12 protein-coding genes are annotated in these 15,509 nt (G+C 73.2%); 10 read left to right on the top strand and 2 right to left on the bottom strand.

The window, feature by feature from the left end:
• Positions 1–21: 21 nt before the first annotated feature.
• The gene (gene panD / locus ACIBF7_RS21345) at positions 22–429 is read left to right on the top strand and encodes an aspartate 1-decarboxylase (RefSeq protein WP_397197918.1); all 408 of its coding nucleotides are present in this window, start codon (positions 22–24) and stop codon (positions 427–429) included.
• Here panD and ACIBF7_RS21340 read toward each other — a convergent pair.
• Entirely contained in the window at positions 416–1,357 is a 942-nt protein-coding gene (locus ACIBF7_RS21340; protein ID WP_397197917.1) for a methionyl-tRNA formyltransferase, read from the bottom strand. The two genes, panD and ACIBF7_RS21340, sit on opposite strands and share 14 nt — an antisense overlap.
• Before the next feature lie 357 nt (positions 1,358–1,714).
• Here ACIBF7_RS21340 and ACIBF7_RS21335 point away from each other — a divergent pair, with 357 nt between their 5' ends.
• From ACIBF7_RS21335 to ACIBF7_RS21295, 9 genes are all read left to right on the top strand, one after another.
• Positions 1,715–1,981: a phosphopantetheine-binding protein gene (locus ACIBF7_RS21335; protein WP_148033135.1), complete on the top strand. Its 267-nt coding sequence runs from the start codon at positions 1,715–1,717 to the stop codon at positions 1,979–1,981.
• Entirely contained in the window at positions 1,978–3,153 is a 1,176-nt protein-coding gene (locus tag ACIBF7_RS21330) for a glycosyltransferase (RefSeq protein ID WP_397197916.1), read from the top strand. The genes ACIBF7_RS21335 and ACIBF7_RS21330 overlap by 4 nt, the downstream gene beginning before the upstream one ends.
• A 46-nt stretch (positions 3,154–3,199) precedes the next feature.
• Positions 3,200–4,621 carry an amino acid adenylation domain-containing protein gene (locus ACIBF7_RS21325; RefSeq protein WP_397197915.1) on the top strand — a complete coding sequence of 474 codons (1,422 nt, stop codon included), beginning with the start codon at positions 3,200–3,202 and terminating at the stop codon, positions 4,619–4,621.
• The gene (locus ACIBF7_RS21320; RefSeq protein WP_148033132.1) at positions 4,618–4,797 is read left to right on the top strand and encodes an MbtH family NRPS accessory protein; all 180 of its coding nucleotides are present in this window, start codon (positions 4,618–4,620) and stop codon (positions 4,795–4,797) included. Before ACIBF7_RS21325 ends, ACIBF7_RS21320 begins: the two co-directional genes overlap by 4 nt.
• 6 nt (positions 4,798–4,803) lie before the next feature.
• The gene (locus ACIBF7_RS21315) at positions 4,804–6,105 is read left to right on the top strand and encodes an FAD-dependent oxidoreductase (RefSeq protein ID WP_397197914.1); all 1,302 of its coding nucleotides are present in this window, start codon (positions 4,804–4,806) and stop codon (positions 6,103–6,105) included.
• Entirely contained in the window at positions 6,102–6,752 is a 651-nt protein-coding gene (locus ACIBF7_RS21310) for a DUF6875 domain-containing protein (protein WP_219545323.1), read from the top strand. The genes ACIBF7_RS21315 and ACIBF7_RS21310 overlap by 4 nt, the downstream gene beginning before the upstream one ends.
• Entirely contained in the window at positions 6,749–11,293 is a 4,545-nt protein-coding gene (locus tag ACIBF7_RS21305) for an amino acid adenylation domain-containing protein (RefSeq protein WP_364228805.1), read from the top strand. Before ACIBF7_RS21310 ends, ACIBF7_RS21305 begins: the two co-directional genes overlap by 4 nt.
• Positions 11,290–12,579, top strand: coding sequence for an MFS transporter (locus tag ACIBF7_RS21300; protein WP_397197913.1), 1,290 nt, complete (start codon positions 11,290–11,292; stop codon positions 12,577–12,579). Before ACIBF7_RS21305 ends, ACIBF7_RS21300 begins: the two co-directional genes overlap by 4 nt.
• Positions 12,580–12,721: 142 nt before the next feature.
• The gene (locus ACIBF7_RS21295; RefSeq protein WP_397197912.1) at positions 12,722–13,732 is read left to right on the top strand and encodes a methyltransferase; all 1,011 of its coding nucleotides are present in this window, start codon (positions 12,722–12,724) and stop codon (positions 13,730–13,732) included.
• Positions 13,733–13,905: 173 nt separating this feature from the next.
• Here ACIBF7_RS21295 and ACIBF7_RS21290 read toward each other — a convergent pair whose 3' ends face one another.
• Positions 13,906–15,147 carry a pectate lyase gene (locus ACIBF7_RS21290; RefSeq protein ID WP_261808723.1) on the bottom strand — a complete coding sequence of 414 codons (1,242 nt, stop codon included), beginning with the start codon at positions 15,145–15,147 and terminating at the stop codon, positions 13,906–13,908.
• Positions 15,148–15,509: the final 362 nt, after the last annotated feature.

The raw sequence follows: 15,509 nt of genomic DNA, 5'->3' as shown, positions 1-15,509 counted from the left end.
TTTGATCATCGGAGGCTGGAGATGCAGCGCACCCTGCTCGGCGGGAAGATCCATCGGGCCACCGTGACCCAGGCCGACCTGCACTACGTCGGCTCCCTCACGATCGACAAGGTCCTCATGGACGCGGCCGGGCTCGTCGAGGGCGAGCAGGTGCACGTCGTCGACATCGACAACGGGGCACGGCTGGTCACCTACGCCATCGAGGGCGCCCCCGGTTCCGGCGTCATCGGCGTCAACGGGGCGGCCGCCCATCTGGTGTCGCCGGGCGACCTCGTCATCGTCATGTCCTACCGGCAGGTGACGGAAGACGAGCTCGGCTCGTACGTCCCGTCCGTGGTGCACGTCGACGGGCGCAACCGGATCGTCGCGCTCGGCGCGGACCCGGCCGCCCCGGTGCCCGGAGCGGCCGGGCAGGTCACCGGCCGGTGAGGTAGCCGCCCATGGTGCGGAAGACGTCGGTGGCGGGCAGGTCCGCGCCCTCGTCGGTGCGGACCCGCTCGATCACCAGCCCCCGGCTGCGCCCCCGGCGGGCGTCGGCGCCGGCGACGATGACCACGCCGTCGCCCTCGCGGATGAAGACCCGCCCGGGAGTCCCTCCGTAGACGCCCTCCGACACCGACGCCTTCAGCACCCGTACGCGCTCGCCCCGGTAGAAGGTGAAGGCGTTCGGATACGGGTCCGACTGGGCGCGCACCAGCCGCTCGATGTCCTCGGCCGGCCAGGTCCAGTCGATGCGGCTGTCCTCCGGCGAGCGTTTGTGGAAGAAGCTCGCCCTGGACCGGTCCTGCGGGACCGGGACGGCCCGGCCGGTGTCGATCAGCGTGAGCGCGTCCCGCACGATCGGCTCGATCAGCGCGACGGTCCGGTGGAACAGGTCGGTGGCCGTGTCGGACGGTCCGACGGGGACCGCGCGCTGCAGGAGGATGTCGCCGGCGTCCAGCTCCTCGTCCATCAGGTGGGCGGTGACGCCCACCTCCTCCTCGCCGTTGATCAGGGCCCAGATGAGCGGGGAGAAGCCCGCGTAGGCGGGCAGCAGCGAGTCGTGCACGTTCAGCGTGCCGTGGCGGGGCAGCCGGAAGATCTCCGGCGGGATCCAGGTGCGCCAGTTGTTGGCGACGATGATGTCCGGCTCGGCCTCCTTGAGCGCGGTGACGAGCTCGTCGTCGGGCCGGGCGCGCAGCAGCACGGGCACGCCGTGCTCGGCGGCCAGGCCGGCGACGGAGTCGTCCCAGATCTTCTCGTAGGCGTGTTCGCTCTTGGGGTGGGTCACGACGAGCGCCACGTCGTGGCCGGATCCCAGCAGTGCCTGCAACGTGCGGTGTCCCCAGGTCTGGTAGCCGAACATCGCGACCCGCATCTGCGCCTCCTGGTGGGGAGAATCCCTGATTAGGTGAGCCTAACCTAAATAAGGTCGGTCAAGGAGGGCAGTTTTCCGAGCCCTGCTCGGAGTTTCCGACGCCTTCCTGGTGGGAGGACTATGCGGTTGGGAGCGCTCCCAACCGTCGTCCTAACAGAAGCGCAGATGGCGGTGAAAAGGTTGACTCGCGTGCTGACGCGAGCCTAGCGTTCCGTTTGGGAGCGATCCCAACGATCTTGCGAGTGGGGCGCGTGGCTGCCCCTTGCTGAACCCCATCACCGGCGAGGAGCGCCCGTTTCGTGGCGCACGGTTCCCTTGGTGACGGGTGTCGTTTCCGCGCTACGAGGAGAATGCGTCATGGCTGTGCTCGGCGTGCTCGAAAACGAGGTCATGCGGTTGTGGTCCGAGATCCTCGGGGTCGAGGTCGCGTCCGCGGACCAGGATTTCTTCGAACTGGGCGGCCAGTCGCTGGCGATGGTCCAGTTCCTGGCCATGGTGGAGAGTGAGTTCCGGATCGAGTTGCCGGTCGAGGTGCTCTTCGTCGACGGGTTGACGGTCGCGGAGGCGGCGCGGGCCATCGAGGAGGGGTCGCGGGCCCAGGCCGCGGCCGGGGAGTCCCCTTGACCACCGTCATCATGGTCACCCACGGCACGCACGGCGACGTCCTGCCGTTCGTGGGTCTTGGACGGATCCTCCGGGAACGCGGGCACCGGGTGGAGATCCTCACGCACGCCCCCTTCGAGGCGGTGGCCCGGCGCGAGGGCCTGGAGTTCACGCCCATCGACACCGAGCGCGAGTACGAGCGATACCTCTCGGACACGCCGATGCTGCTCGGCGCCGGGATGGACCGGTGGCGGCGCTTCTACGACGCCATCGGGCTGTTCGACCAGATCCGGTTCGAGTGCGAGGTGCTCAAGGCCCGTCACGTGCCGGGGGAGACGGTGTTCGTGGGGCGCCACACCACGGCGATCTCGACGCTCTTCGCCGGCGAGGTGCTGGACGTGCCCACCGCGTGGGTGGCCGTGACGCCGGTGCAGTACATGTCAGAACGCCCCGCCGTGCACATGTACCGGGAGACCATGAGCGACCGGCTCGACGCGGTGCGGGCGACGCTCGGGCTGGGGCCTGTCGGCGACTGGACGTCCTGGTTCACCTCGGCCCGGCTCCACCTGGGGCTGTGGCCGGAGTGGTTCGACCGGGCGGGGGTCGCCGCGCCGTCGCGGGTCCGGCTGACGGGGGCGCCGTACGGCGACGACACCTTCACCGACCCGGTCCCGCCCGAGGCCGAGCGCCTGCTCGACCGCGGCGCGGTGATCGTGACGGGCGGCACCGGCCGCATGATCCACGAGCGGTTCTACGCCGCCGCCGTCGCGGCGTGCGCGGCCGCGGGCGTGCCCGCCCTGGTCGTGGCCAGGCATCGGGACCTGGTGCCCGCCGACCTGCCCCAGGACGTCTCCTGGTTCCCGCACCTGCCCTTCCACCAGGTCATGGGCCGTGCCAGGGCGGTGCTGCACCACGGCGGCATCGGCACCGTGGTCAGGGCGGTGGCCGCGGGGGTCCCGCAGGTCCTGCTGGCGCACGGTTTCGACCGTTCCGACAACGGCATGCGCCTGGCCAGGCTCGGGCTCGGGTCCTGGCTGCCCGAGCGGCGGTGGACGACGGAGGAGATCGTCCCCCTGCTGAACGAGGCGCTGGCCGCCGACGGTCACCGTGAGCGGGTGGCCCCGTACGCGGGGGCGGCGCGGCCGGGGCTGCGGGCGGCCGCCGAGGCCGTCGAAGAACTGCTGCACGTCTGATCCCACCGGAGCTGACCATGTCGAACCGGAGTTGACCATGCCTGTTTTGGGAGCGCTCCCAACCCTTGTCGAATCGTTCGGGCGCCAGGCGGCGAGCACCCCGGACCGGATCGCGCTCGTCGCCGGCGACGAGCGCCTCACCTACGCCGCGCTGGACGAGGCCGTGGACCGGCTGGCCGCCAGGCTCGCCGCCGCCGGAGCCCGCCCCGGCAAGCTCGTGGGGATATGCGCGGCCAAGTCGGCGGCCTGCGTGACGGCGATGCTCGCCGTCCTGCGGACCGGCGCGGCCTACCTGCCGCTCGACCCCGCGCACCCGGCGGCCCGCGTCGAACTCGTCCTGGCGGACTCGCGCGCGGACCTGCTGCTGACCGAGGGCGAGCCGGTCACGACCGCGGTGCCGGTGCTCCGCTTGGACCGGGAGCACCCCCCGGCCGCGCCGGTCCCCGCCGCGCCCCCGGACCCCTCGTCCCCGGCGTACGTGATCTACACCTCGGGCTCGACCGGCACGCCCAAGGGGGTGGTGGTGCCGCACCGGGCGCTGGCCAACCTGCTCGCCGGCATGCGCGAACTGGTGGGCTCGACGGCCGGCGACGTCTGGCTCTCGGCCGCCTCCCTCACCTTCGACATGTCCGTGCCCGAGCTCTACCTGCCGCTCGTCACCGGAGGACGGCTGGTCCTCGTCGACCCCAGGACCGCCCTCCTCGGCAAACGGCTCGCCGCGCTGATCGAGCGCGAGGGCGTGACCCACATGCAGGCCACCCCCTCGGGCTGGCGGGTCCTGCTCTACGCCGGGTTCCGCGGCCCCCGGCTGACCGCGCTCGTCGGCGGTGAGGCGCTGCCCGCGGCCCTGGCCGGCGACCTGCGTTCCCGGGTCGGACGGCTCGTCAACATGTACGGCCCGACCGAGGCCGCCGTCTGGGCCACCTCCTGGGAGGTGCCGATCGAGCCGGGGACGGTCTCGATCGGCGACCCGCTCCCCGGCGCCACCGTCCACGTCGTGGACGACGGGCTCGACGAGGTCGGCCAGGGCGAGCTCGCCATCGGCGGCGTCTGCGTGGCCGACGGCTATCTCGGCCGGCCGGCCCTGACCGCCGACCGATTCGTCCCCGACCCCTACGGCGAGCCGGGCAGCAGGCTGTACCTGACCGGCGACGTGGTGCGGCGCACCGGCGCGGGACTGGAGTACCTGCGCCGGGCCGACACCCAGGTGAAGGTACGCGGCTACCGGGTGGAGCTCGGCGAGGTGGAGGCCGCCATGGACGGCCTGCCCGGCGTGCGGCAGTCCGTGGCGGCCGTGTCCGGCGACGCCCTGGTGGCGTTCGTCGTCGGTGACTGCCCTGACCTGCGCCGCCGGCTGGCCGCGATCCTGCCCGCGTACATGGTGCCGACCAGGGTGATCCCCCTGGACTCCGTGCCGCTCACCCCCAACGGAAAGATCGATCGGCGCGCTCTTGAGGAGAAGATATGAGCGATGTTCTGGTGGTCGTCAACCACGAGGAGCAGTACTCCGTCTGGGCCGCGGGACGGGAGTTGCCTCCCGGCTGGCGGGCCACGGGCTTCGCCGGCACCCGTGAGGAATGCCTGGCGCACATCGAGACCGTGTGGACCGACATGCGTCCCCTCAGCGTGCGCGGCGGGGGGTGAGGCGGCATGGACTCCAACCCTGACGCCGTCATCGTCGGCGCGGGCCTGGCCGGACCCCTGCTGGCGAGCATGATCGCACGGCGCGGGTACCGGGTCGACCTGGTCGAAGGCCGCCCCGACCCGCGCTCGGCCCGCCACGACAGCGGCCGATCCATCAACCTGGGCATGTCGGCGCGGGCCATCGCGGCGCTGCGCGAGGTGGGCCTGTGGCAGGAGGCGCGACGGCTGTCCGTGCCGATGCGCGGGCGCATGGTGCACACCGCCGGCGGACGGTCGTCCTTCTACCCGTACGGCAAGGACCCGTCGCAGATCCTGCACTCCATCAGGCGGGACGCGCTGGTCTGCCTGCTGGTCGAGCACGCGGAGAAGCAGCCCGGCGTGCGGCTGCGCTTCGGCACCAGGTGCGTGGCCGTCGACCGGGACGCCGCCGCCGTCACCATGGAGGACGGTAGCAAGCTGACGGCCGGCTTCGTGGTCGGCGCCGACGGCGCCTCCTCGCTCGTCAGGACCGAGATGCAGCGCGGCCTGCCGGCCGGCTTCAGCCGCGAGTACCTCGAATGGGGCTACAAGGAGATCACGATCCGGGCCAGGCCCGACGGCACGCCCGCCGTACCGCTGGAGGCGCTGCACATCTGGCCGGGCGAGCGCGGTCTGGGGGTCGCCCACCCCAACGTCGACAACAGCCTGACCTGCACGCTCTTCCTGCCGCGCGACGAGCCGCCGGACCGGGCGTCCGACGCCTTCCCGCACCTGGCGGAGCTGGTGCCCGACCTCGACGAGCAGGCGTCCGCCGCGCCGATGGGGCACCTCACGACCGTACGCACCGCGCCCTGGCACCACCGGGACACGATGGTCCTCGTCGGCGACGCGGCGCACGCCGTCTACCCCTTCTACGGCCAGGGCATGAACGCCTCGTTCGAGGACTGCCTGGAGCTCGACCGGATGCTGGCCCGGCACCCGCGCGACCGGCAGGCCGCCTTCGCCGCCTACGAGCGGTCCCGCAAGCCGCACACCGACGTGCTGGCCGAGCTGTCCGCGCAGAACTTCCTGGAGCTCCGCGACGGCATGCGCTCCCCGCTGCGGCTGGCCAGGAAGCGCCTCGACCTGCTGCTGCACAAGGCGTTCCCCGGCACCTGGGTGCCGCTCTACACGCTCGTCTCGCACACCACCGTGCCCTACGGCGAGGCGCTGCGGCGCGCTCGCCGCCAGGACCGGGTGGCCGCCGCGCTGACCGTGACAGGGGCGGGCGCGGCCGTCGCAGGCCTGCTCGCCGTGCTCGCGCGCCGCCACGGGAGGACCTCTCGATGATCACACATCCGCACGACGCATCCCTCGTGCTGTTCGACCCGGCCGACGTGGAGGCGGACCCCGCCGCGCACCCCCTGATCGGCGAGCACCGGGCCGACCTGCGGGCCGTCGTCGAATGGGCGCGCGCCTACCTGTGCCGGCCGCACCCGGAGCTCGGCCGGCTCGGGCCGGTGTGCCCGTACGCGCAGGCGTCGCTGGACCGCGGCGCCTTCCGCCTGGCCGTCCAGCCGGGCGGCGGCCACACCGTCGAGTCGTTGAGCGCGCTGCTGGCGCCCTACCGCGACTGGTTCCTCGACCTCGCCCCCCGCAGGATGCCCGCCGCGCAGTCGACGACCATCCTCGTCCTGCTGCCCGGCATGCGTGACGCGCGGGAGGTGATCGACGCCGCGCAGTGCGCGCTCAAGGACGCCTACGTGGGGCACGGCCTGATGATCGGGGAGTTCCACGACGGGCCGCCGGACAAGGCGGGGCTGTGGAACCCCGGCTTCCGCCCGCTGCGCAGCCCGGTGCCGATGCTGGTGATCAGGCACATGGTGCCGACCGACCTGCCGTTCCTGATCTCCGAGGAGGCGCATCTGGCCGCCTACCGGGATCTGTTCGGCGAGCAGGTGCCCGGGCACCTGCGGGACCTGGTGGCCAAGTCATGACCGGCACGAGCTTCCCCCTGACGCCCGCCCAGGAACGGCTCTGGTTCCTGCACCAGGCCGGCCACGACCCGTCCGGCTACCACGTCTGGGGCGGGCACCGGTTACGCGGGCCCCTGGACGCCGGACACCTGGGCCGGGTGCTGAACCGCCTGGCCGCCAGGCACGAGGCGCTGCGCACCGGGCTGGCCGACACCGGGGACGGGCGCCCGATCCAGATCGTGAGCGACGCGTCCGAGGTGGACCTGGAGGTCGTGGAGGTCCCGGACGAGGTCGCGGCGCACGCGGCGTGCGACTCGTTCGTGGCCCGGCCGTTCGCGCTCGGCCGGGCGCCGCTCATGCGGGCGCTGCTCCTCCGGCTCGCACAGGACGACCACGTGCTCGTCCTGTGCCTGCACCACACGATCTGCGACGGGCGCTCGCTGCAGGTCCTCTTCACCGAGCTGTACGGGATGCTGGCGGGGACCTTCGAGCCCGCCGAGCCCGCCGTCCCGTTCTCGGAGTACGTCGCCCGGCTCCGCGGGGGCAGCCGGGAGCGGGCCCAGGCGGCGCGCGACTACTGGCGTACCCGGCTGGCCGGCGCGCCCTCCCTGCTGGGCCTGCCCACCGACCGGCCCCGTCCCGCCGTACCGAGCGGGCGCGGCGCGCAGCATCGCTGGACCCTGCCCGAGCACCTGCGCGCCGGCCTGGTGGACGGCGCGCGCAGGACCAGGACGACGGTGTTCGCCATGGTCCTGGCGGCCCTGGGGGTCACCCTCGGCCGGTGCGCCGACCAGGACGACATCGTGGTCGGCTGCCCGATGGACGGCCGTACCGGGCGGGACGGCGGGACGGTCGGCATGTTCGCCAACACCGTCGCGCTGCGGCTCGACCTCGGCGGCGACCCGGCCGTGACGGACCTGCTGCGGCAGTGCAGGCGGACCGTGGCCGAGGCGCTCGCCCACGGCGGCACGCCGTTCGACGAGGTGGTTGAACTCGCCGGAGGCCGCCGCGACCTCAGCCACAACCCGCTCTTCCAGGTCATGCTCGTCATGGACCACCTGGACGGCCGGCCCAGGACCGCGGGTGACCTCCTCGTCGAACACTGGGAACTGCCCGCGCCCGAGGCCCGCTTCGACCTCACCCTGTTCGTCACCGTGGGCGACGACATCGAGCTGTACCTGGACTACGCGGCCGACCTCTTCGACGCCGACACGGCGGCGACCCTGGCGCACCACCTCACCACCGCCCTCGAAGCCCTCACCGGCGACCCTTCCCTCCCCCTGAGCCACATCCCCTTCACCACCACCCCAACCGAAGCGACCGGGGCCGCCTCCGCCGCTCCGGTCCCGGGGCTGGTTTCCGGGGAGGACGGTCCGACCGGGGCCGCCCCGGTGCCGTCCGGGGTGCAGACCGTCATCCCGCGGCTGTCCCGGGCGGGGCACCCCGTTCTGGGGGGCGGGTCATCCGGGGTGGCGGGCGAAGGTTCCGAAGAGTCCGCGCACCCCGTTCCGGAGGGTGGGGCGTCTGCGGCCGGATCCTCCGTTCCGGCCGCTGGGTTCTCTGTGGCGGGGAGTGTCGCATCCTCCGAGGTGCCGGCCGAGGGCTGGGCCGGGGTGGCGGAGCTGGTTGTGCGTCAGGCTGAGCGGGGTCCGGATCGGGTCGCGGTCATGGCCGCGGGGGAGCGGTTGACGTACGGCGGGCTGGTCGCGCGGGCGCGGGAGGTGGCGGCGCGGTTGGGGCCGCTCAGCGGAGACCCTGACGCGCGTCCGGTCGTCGGGGTGTCGCTCCCGGCGGGGCCGGACGGGATCGCCGCCGTCCTCGGTGTGCTGCTCGCCGGTGCCGCGTACCTGCCGCTCGACCCCGGCCACCCGCCCGCCCGTGTCACGCACCTGCTGCGGCGGGCACAGGCTGTCGCGGTGATCGCGCCGTCCGGCAGGCTCGCCGAGCTGAACGAATTCCCGGGAGCGAAACTGCCGGTCACCGACCAGACAGGACCGAGCGGCGAGTTCGTGACAGGCCGGACGCGTCGGGTCGGTCCGGGACGTCTTGAGGGGCGGATCACGGGCGAGGTACGTCCCGGCTCCGCAGACCCGGTGCGTGCTGCCGTGCGGCCGGGGGATCCGGCGTATGTGATCTTCACGTCCGGGTCGACGGGGGCGCCCAAGGGGGTGGTGGTGTCGCACGGCGCCGTCGCGGAGTTCACCCGCTCGTTCGCCGACGTGCACGGCTTCGGCCCGGAGCACCGGGTGCTGATGCTGCCGCCGCTCACCTTCGACGCCTCCGTGGGAGACCTGTTCCCGGTGCTCACCACCGGCGGCACCCTGGTCGTCCATCCGGAGCCCGCCCGGCTGGACGGCGCGGAGCTCGTACGGTTCTGCGGCGAGAACGGCGTGACCGCCGTCGACGCGCCCGTGGCATTGTGGCGGCGCTGGGTCACCGACCTGGCCGAATCGGGCGTACCCGAGAGCTGGCCGGTCGAGATCATGATGGTCGGCGGCGAGCAGGTCCCGGTCGAGGACGCGCGCACCTGGCAGCGGGTGACACGCGGCAGGTGCGCCCTGTTCAACCACTACGGCCCCACCGAGGCCACCGTCTGCGTCACCGTGCACCGGATCGGCGGCACGGACGAGCTCGGCGACCTGGGCCGGGTGCCGATCGGCGCGCCGCTGCCGCACGTGCGCGCCCGCGTCCTGGACCGGTCGGGGCGCGCGGTGCCGACCGGCGGGGTGGGCGAGCTGCACCTGGGCGGAGCCGGCCTGGCCGACGGGTACGCGGGCGAGCCGGCGCTGACCGCGGCGGCCTTCGTGCCCGACCCCGACGGCCCCGCCGGGGCGCGCCTGTACCGTACGGGCGACCTGGCGCGGGTACGGCCGGACGGCGCGCTCGAGTTCCTGGGCCGCCGCGACCGCCAGGTGAAGATCCGTGGCCACCGGATCGAACCGGCCGAGGTCGAGCACGCCATCATGGAACATCCGGACGTCACCGACAGCGCGGTCGTCGTCTCGGGGGACCGCCTCGTCGCCTACGCGGCGACCCGCACGCCGGACCTGACGCCGGGCGCGCTCCGCGAGTTCCTGCGCGAACGGCTGCCCGGATACCTGGTGCCCGGGGCCTTCGTGCCCGTCGCTGCCATCGCGCGCACCACGCACGGGAAGGTGGACCAGGCGGCCCTGCCGCCCCCGCCAGGACCGGCGGGCGAGGCGCCCGCGACCGCCACCGAGTCGGCGCTGGCCGCGGTGTGGCAGCGGGTCATCGGCGTGCCCGACGTGCGCAGGTCGGACAACTTCTTCGAGGTGGGCGGGCACTCGTTGCTCGCCGGCCGGGTGGTGGCCGAGATCAGGCGCGAGCTCGGCGCCGACGTGTCCCTGCGCGCGGTCCTGGAGACGGCCGACCTGGCCGAGCTCGCCGCCGCCGTGGAGCGCGGCGCCGACCGGGAGCATCTCGACCTCGAACCGCTCGCCGTCCTGCCGCCCGACCTCGCCGTGCGGCCCACGCTCCCGTCTCCGGTACGGTGCGGCTCGGCCATCCTGCTGACCGGCGCCACCGGGTTCCTCGGCGCCCACCTCATCGGCGAACTCATGGCCCGCACCGATGCCGAGATCATCTGCCTGGTCAGGGCCGGCGACGAGCACCGGGCCGGGGAACGGGTGCTGGCCAACCTGCGGGCGTACGGGCTCGACGCCCCGCCGGGCAGGCTGCGCGGGCTGCCGGGCGATCTGGGCTCGTCCCGGTTCGGCCTGGACCGGGAGCGGTTCGGCGAGCTGGCCCGCGAGGTGGAGGTGATCTGCCACAACGGCGGTCAGGTGAACTTCTACGAGAGCTTCCACCGCATGCTGCCGGTCAACGTCGGCGGCACGGTCGAGGCCCTGCGGCTGGCCGGGCTCGGCGGCGCCCGCCTGCACGTCGTCTCCACCCTCGGCGTCTTCCTGGGCCTGGCCCACCGGGGCCGGGTGGTGACCGAGGCGACCGCCCCCGACGACCCGGCCGGCCTGGAGACGGGCTACGACCAGAGCAAGTGGGTGGCCGACCGGCTGGCGCGCCGGGCCAGGGACGAAGGGCTGCCGGTCGTGGTGCACCGGCCCGCGCGGGTCAGCGGGCACAGCGCGACCGGCCTGGGCAACCCGGGCGACTACTTCAGCCGCCTGCTGGCCACGTGCGTCCGCCTGCGCATGGTGCCCGACCTGCCGATAGAGGAGGACCTGGCACCGGTGGACCATGTCGCCGCGGGCATGGCCCACCTGATCACCGACCCCGCGACGGCCGGCGACTTCCACTACTTCAACGGCGCGACGATCTCCTACCGGGAGATCGCCGAGGCGCTCGGCGCGGACTGCGTACCGTGGGACACCTGGCGGCGCGAAGCCGCCGGCCTGGGCGCGGACAGCCCGTTCGCGCCGTTCGCGCCGGTGCTGTCCGCGGCGGACCCGCAGTTCCGGCGGCCCGTCTTCGACTGCGGGCGCACTGAGCGGGCCCTGGCCCGCGCCGGGCTCGCGTGCCCGCCCGCCGACGGCGCGCTCATCAGGCGCTACGCCGGCCGCCTGGCCGAGGTGGTGCACGCATGAACATCGTCAGGTTCGCGCTCATCTGGACGGCGTCGCTGCTGTCGTCCGTCGGCTCCAGCCTCACCACCTTCGTCCTGGGCGTCTGGGTGTACCAGACCACCGGCTCGCCGACGGAGTTCGCGCTGGTCGTGCTCAGCGGCATGCTCCCGGGCATCCTCATCGGGCCGTTCGCCGGGCTGGTCGTCGACCGGTTCGACCGGCGCAAGGTGATGATCCTCACCGACTGCCTGGCGGCCGTGTCCACGGCCGCCGTCGGCTTCCTGATCTGGGCGGACGGGCTGGCCGTGTGGCACGTCGCCCTGGCCGGAGCCGTCAGCGGCGCGTGCGGCGTCTTCCACCTGACCGCCTACCAGGCCATGACGCCGCTGCTGATCCCCGAACGTCACCTGGGCCGCGCCAACGGGCTCATGCACCTGTCCAGCGGCATCCAGATCGCCGCGCCCGTCCTCGGGGCCACGCTCCTGGCCACCGTGGGCATGGCCGGGGTGGTGGCGATCGACCTGAGCACCTTCGGCGTGGCGATGCTGGCCCTGCTGCTGATCCGGCTGCCCGCCGCGGTGCTGCGGCCCAACGTGGCCGCCGAGCGACCCGCCGTGCTGGAGGACCTCGGGGCCGGGTGGCGCCACCTGCGGTCCAGGACGGGACTGACCGCGCTGGTGGCCGCGCTGACCGGCTTCAACTTCACCTTCGCCGTCGCGGGGGTGCTGGTGCAGCCGCTGATCCTGTCGTTCGCCGGGCCCGGGGTGCTGGGCGTGCTGATGTTCGCCGGAGGCGCGGGCATGCTCGCGGGCGGCCTCGTCATGGGAGCCTGGGGCGGGCCCCGCCGGAAGATCGGCGGGATGACGGCGTTCATGGCGCTCGGCGGCGTCTTCCTCGTGCTGCACACGGTGAGCCCGTCGCCGCTGCTGGTGGGGGTGGCCGCCGCCGGGTTCCTGTTCACGCTGCCCGTGGTGAACGGCTGCGCGCACGCCGTGCTGCAGAGCCGCGTCGATCCGGCCCTGCTGGGACGGGCCATGGGCACCGTGCACACGCTCGGCTCGGCCGCCGTCCCCGTCGGTTACCTGCTGGCCGCGCCCGTGGCCGAACACCTGCTGAACCCGGCGCTGCTGCCCGGCGGGGCCCTCGCCGGCAGCGCGGGTCTGATCGTCGGCGTCGGCGAGGGACGCGGGATCGCCCTCGTGCTGCTCCTCGACGGGCTGCTCCTGCTGACCCTGGCCGGCGTCCTGGCCACGCTCCCCGCCCTGCGCCGCCTGGACCGCCGGCCCGTCCCGGTCCCCGTCGCCTGAGAAACCCCGGGAGCCGCCCGGACCCCGGGAGTCGCCGGTTTCCCGGGAGCCGCCCGGACCCGAGAGCCGCCGTTCCCGAGAGCCGCCGTTCCCGAGAGCCGCCGTTCCCGGGAGCCGCCGAGAATCGCCTGAGAGGAATCGCATGCCGGTCGACCTGCCGCCCGACGAGGTGGACGCCTTCCGCAGGGGTGACGCCCCGGCGCCGATGCTGGACCTGATCGGCTTGATGGCCTGCCACGCCGTCGGGGCCGCGCGCTCGCTGGGCGTGTTCGACGCGCTCGCGGCCGGGCCGTCGACGACGGACGAGCTCGCGGCCGCCGTCGGCGCCGACCCGACGGGGCTCGACCAGTTGCTCGGCGTCCTCCGTACCACCGGATACGTGCGCCGCCACGAGGGCCGGCACGCCAACACGCCCGCCACCGCGGCGTGGCTCTGCTCCGGCTCGCCCACCGACTACGGTCGGATCCTCGGCCTGTGGCAGGCCATCGTCGAGGAGCGGTGGGCCGGGCTCGCCGGCGCGGTGCGCTCGGGGACCCCCGCGGGGGGCTTCTACGACTGGCTCGCAGGCCGCCCCGACCTGTCCGCCGCCTTCCACGACCTGCAACGCGGGCTCGCCGAGTGGCTGGCGGACGAGGTCGTCTCGCTGGTGCCAATGCCGGAGGGCGCCAAGGGCCTGCTCGACCTGGGCGGCGGCCACGGGGCGTACGCCGCGGCGTTCTGCCGGGCCCACCCCGGGTTGTCGGGCACGATCGTCGACGGCGCCGTCACGGACGGCTCCGACGGGAGCCTGACCTGGCGGGCCGGCGACCTGCTCACCGCCGATCTGCCCGGTGAGCAGGACGTGACCGTGCTCTTCAACGTGCTGCACGGGTTCGCCGCGCGGGACGCGGCCGAGCTCGTCGCCAGGGCGGCGGGCACGCTGCGGGCGGGAGGGCTGCTGGTCGTCCTGGAGAGCATGCCCGAGCCCTTGGGCACCGCCGCCGACCTGGCCTTCGCCGCCGGGTTCTCGCTCAACCTGTGGCACACGCAAGGCGGCGCCCTGCACCCGTTGGAGACGATCCGCGGGTGGCTGGCGGCGGCGGGATGCGCCCCCGGTCCCTGGACGGAGCTCACCCGCTCGCCGTCGCACGCCCTCGTGATCGCGACCACGTAAGCGCCCGGGGCTCGCCGTCACGTCGTCGTTGGGGATGAGCGACAACCGGGCCGCCGCGACGCGCGGGACCGCGCCGACCAGCTCAGGGCCGAGATGGTCGACGCGGTCAAGTGCTTCCACGACACTCCGGTGCTCCGGATGGACTGGTCATCCTCAAGCCCGGCGCGTGCGGGCTACCGGTAGGTGATGTCGGACGAGGAGTACAGGCAGTTGACGCCGTCGGCGCCTTCGCCGATCTTGGTGGGCTCGCTGCCCTTGGGCACGCCGCGGTACTTCTCGCAGATCGTGGCGCTGCCGTACACGGTGATCCGGCTGAACCTGGCCGTGTCGCCCCAGTTGGTGTTGATGCCGGCCAGCACCTTGGTGGAACGGGCGGTGATGCCGTCCATGACCACGTGCCGCTGGTAGGAGGTGGAGCAGTTGCCGCAGGCCCGGTAGAGCTTGCCGGCGCTGTGCACCTGGAAGTTGCGGATGGTCAGGGTGCCGGCGCCGTTGTGCTGGAAGACCTTGTCGGAGGCGGACTTGGCGCCGCCGCCGTCCACCAGGTAGGCGGCCGAGCTGCTGGAGCTGCGGAAGGTGGCGGCGTCCTCGCCGACGTCGTTCCACCACACGTTCCTGATCGTGCAGGAGCCTTCGCAGTGGATGCCGTCACCGGCCGGCGCGTCGATGATGACGTTCTGGATGGTGCCGCCGTTGGCCACCACGAACATGGGGTCCTGGCTCTCGCTCTGGCCGCCGTCGCCGATGCCGTAGTAGCGCTTCATGCCGCCGTCGAAGAACGTGCCGGCGTTGCGGGTCGTGGTCTGGTGCACGCTGCCGGTGTCGGACGGCCAGGCGCCGCTGCCGTCGCCGCCGCCGCTGGTGGGGGTGATGGTCGGCGTCGGGTCAGGGTCAGGGTTGCCGCCCCCGTTCGCGGGCCGCAGCGTCCACTGCTTGGTGGCGACCGAGTCGCAGCTGTTCTGCTGGAGCGCGGCGCCGGAGGAGGTGGAGTTGTCCTTGACGTTGAGGCACTTGGCGCTGTTGGCGTTGACGATCCGGTAGTTGCTGCCCGAGGTGGTGAACTGCCAGCTCTGGGAGGCGGCGGAGGTGCACGTCTCCTGCTGGACGGCCTTGCCCGCGCTGGTGGAGGCGTCCTTGACGCCGAGGCACCTGCCGCTGTGCGCCGCCTTGAGCTGGCCGCCGCTGAGGGTGAAGACCTGTCCGGCGGCGCCGGTGCAGGTGGCCTGGGTGAGCTGCACGCCGTCGCCGGTGCTCGCGCCCGGCACGGCGGCGCACAGCCCGCTGCCCGCGTTGACCAGCGTGTAGGAGCCGTTGGACGGGGCCGCCGAGGCGGCGCCCGCCATCACTGCCACCAGCCCGCTGCTCGTCACGAGAGCGGCGGCCAGCGATAGCGCCAATCTTCTTTTTTCGCGCACGGAGAACTCCAGTTCGGTAGGGGGAGCACGGCGAGCGGGTGGATGGGTAAGCGCTTTCCCGTCAGTGCTTCGCAGTGAAGCACAGGCGGCCGAGGCCGGGAAGGCCCAGCCGGGCGAGCCGCCTGGTCCGCCTACCGTCTTGGCTGGTCAGCCGCCCTGGGGGAGGGCGGTGGCAAGCGTGCGGACGATGAAACTTTCATCGATGCTCGTGCAAGCGGTTGCTGCGAGAGCACTCGCCTTTATCCGCCATATTCCAGCTGTCTCTGCAACCGGTTGCCACGTGCCTCGATAATTTTCCGGACGCCTTGAAGGATATTTTCGGACGAGAATGATCCATGAAAATTTTTTAAATAGAGAGTGGC

This window comes from Nonomuraea sp. NPDC050478 (assembly GCF_044458265.1).
In the GTDB taxonomy this organism is placed as follows: Bacteria; Actinomycetota; Actinomycetes; order Streptosporangiales; family Streptosporangiaceae; genus Nonomuraea; species Nonomuraea ferruginea.
Note: the sequence above shows the minus strand (reverse complement) of the source record. Positions and strands in the feature narration are given on the sequence as shown.

Coding starts and splice junctions, on each gene's coding strand:
- panD (WP_397197918.1), top strand. CDS start 22: ATGCAGCGCACCCTGCTCGGCGGGAAGATCCATCGGGCCACCGTGACC.
- ACIBF7_RS21335 (WP_148033135.1), top strand. CDS start 1,715: ATGGCTGTGCTCGGCGTGCTCGAAAACGAGGTCATGCGGTTGTGGTCC.
- ACIBF7_RS21320 (WP_148033132.1), top strand. CDS start 4,618: ATGAGCGATGTTCTGGTGGTCGTCAACCACGAGGAGCAGTACTCCGTC.
- ACIBF7_RS21310 (WP_219545323.1), top strand. CDS start 6,102: ATGATCACACATCCGCACGACGCATCCCTCGTGCTGTTCGACCCGGCC.
- ACIBF7_RS21315 (WP_397197914.1), top strand. CDS start 4,804: ATGGACTCCAACCCTGACGCCGTCATCGTCGGCGCGGGCCTGGCCGGA.
- ACIBF7_RS21305 (WP_364228805.1), top strand. CDS start 6,749: ATGACCGGCACGAGCTTCCCCCTGACGCCCGCCCAGGAACGGCTCTGG.
- ACIBF7_RS21295 (WP_397197912.1), top strand. CDS start 12,722: ATGCCGGTCGACCTGCCGCCCGACGAGGTGGACGCCTTCCGCAGGGGT.
- ACIBF7_RS21340 (WP_397197917.1), bottom strand. CDS start 1,357: ATGCGGGTCGCGATGTTCGGCTACCAGACCTGGGGACACCGCACGTTG.
- ACIBF7_RS21300 (WP_397197913.1), top strand. CDS start 11,290: ATGAACATCGTCAGGTTCGCGCTCATCTGGACGGCGTCGCTGCTGTCG.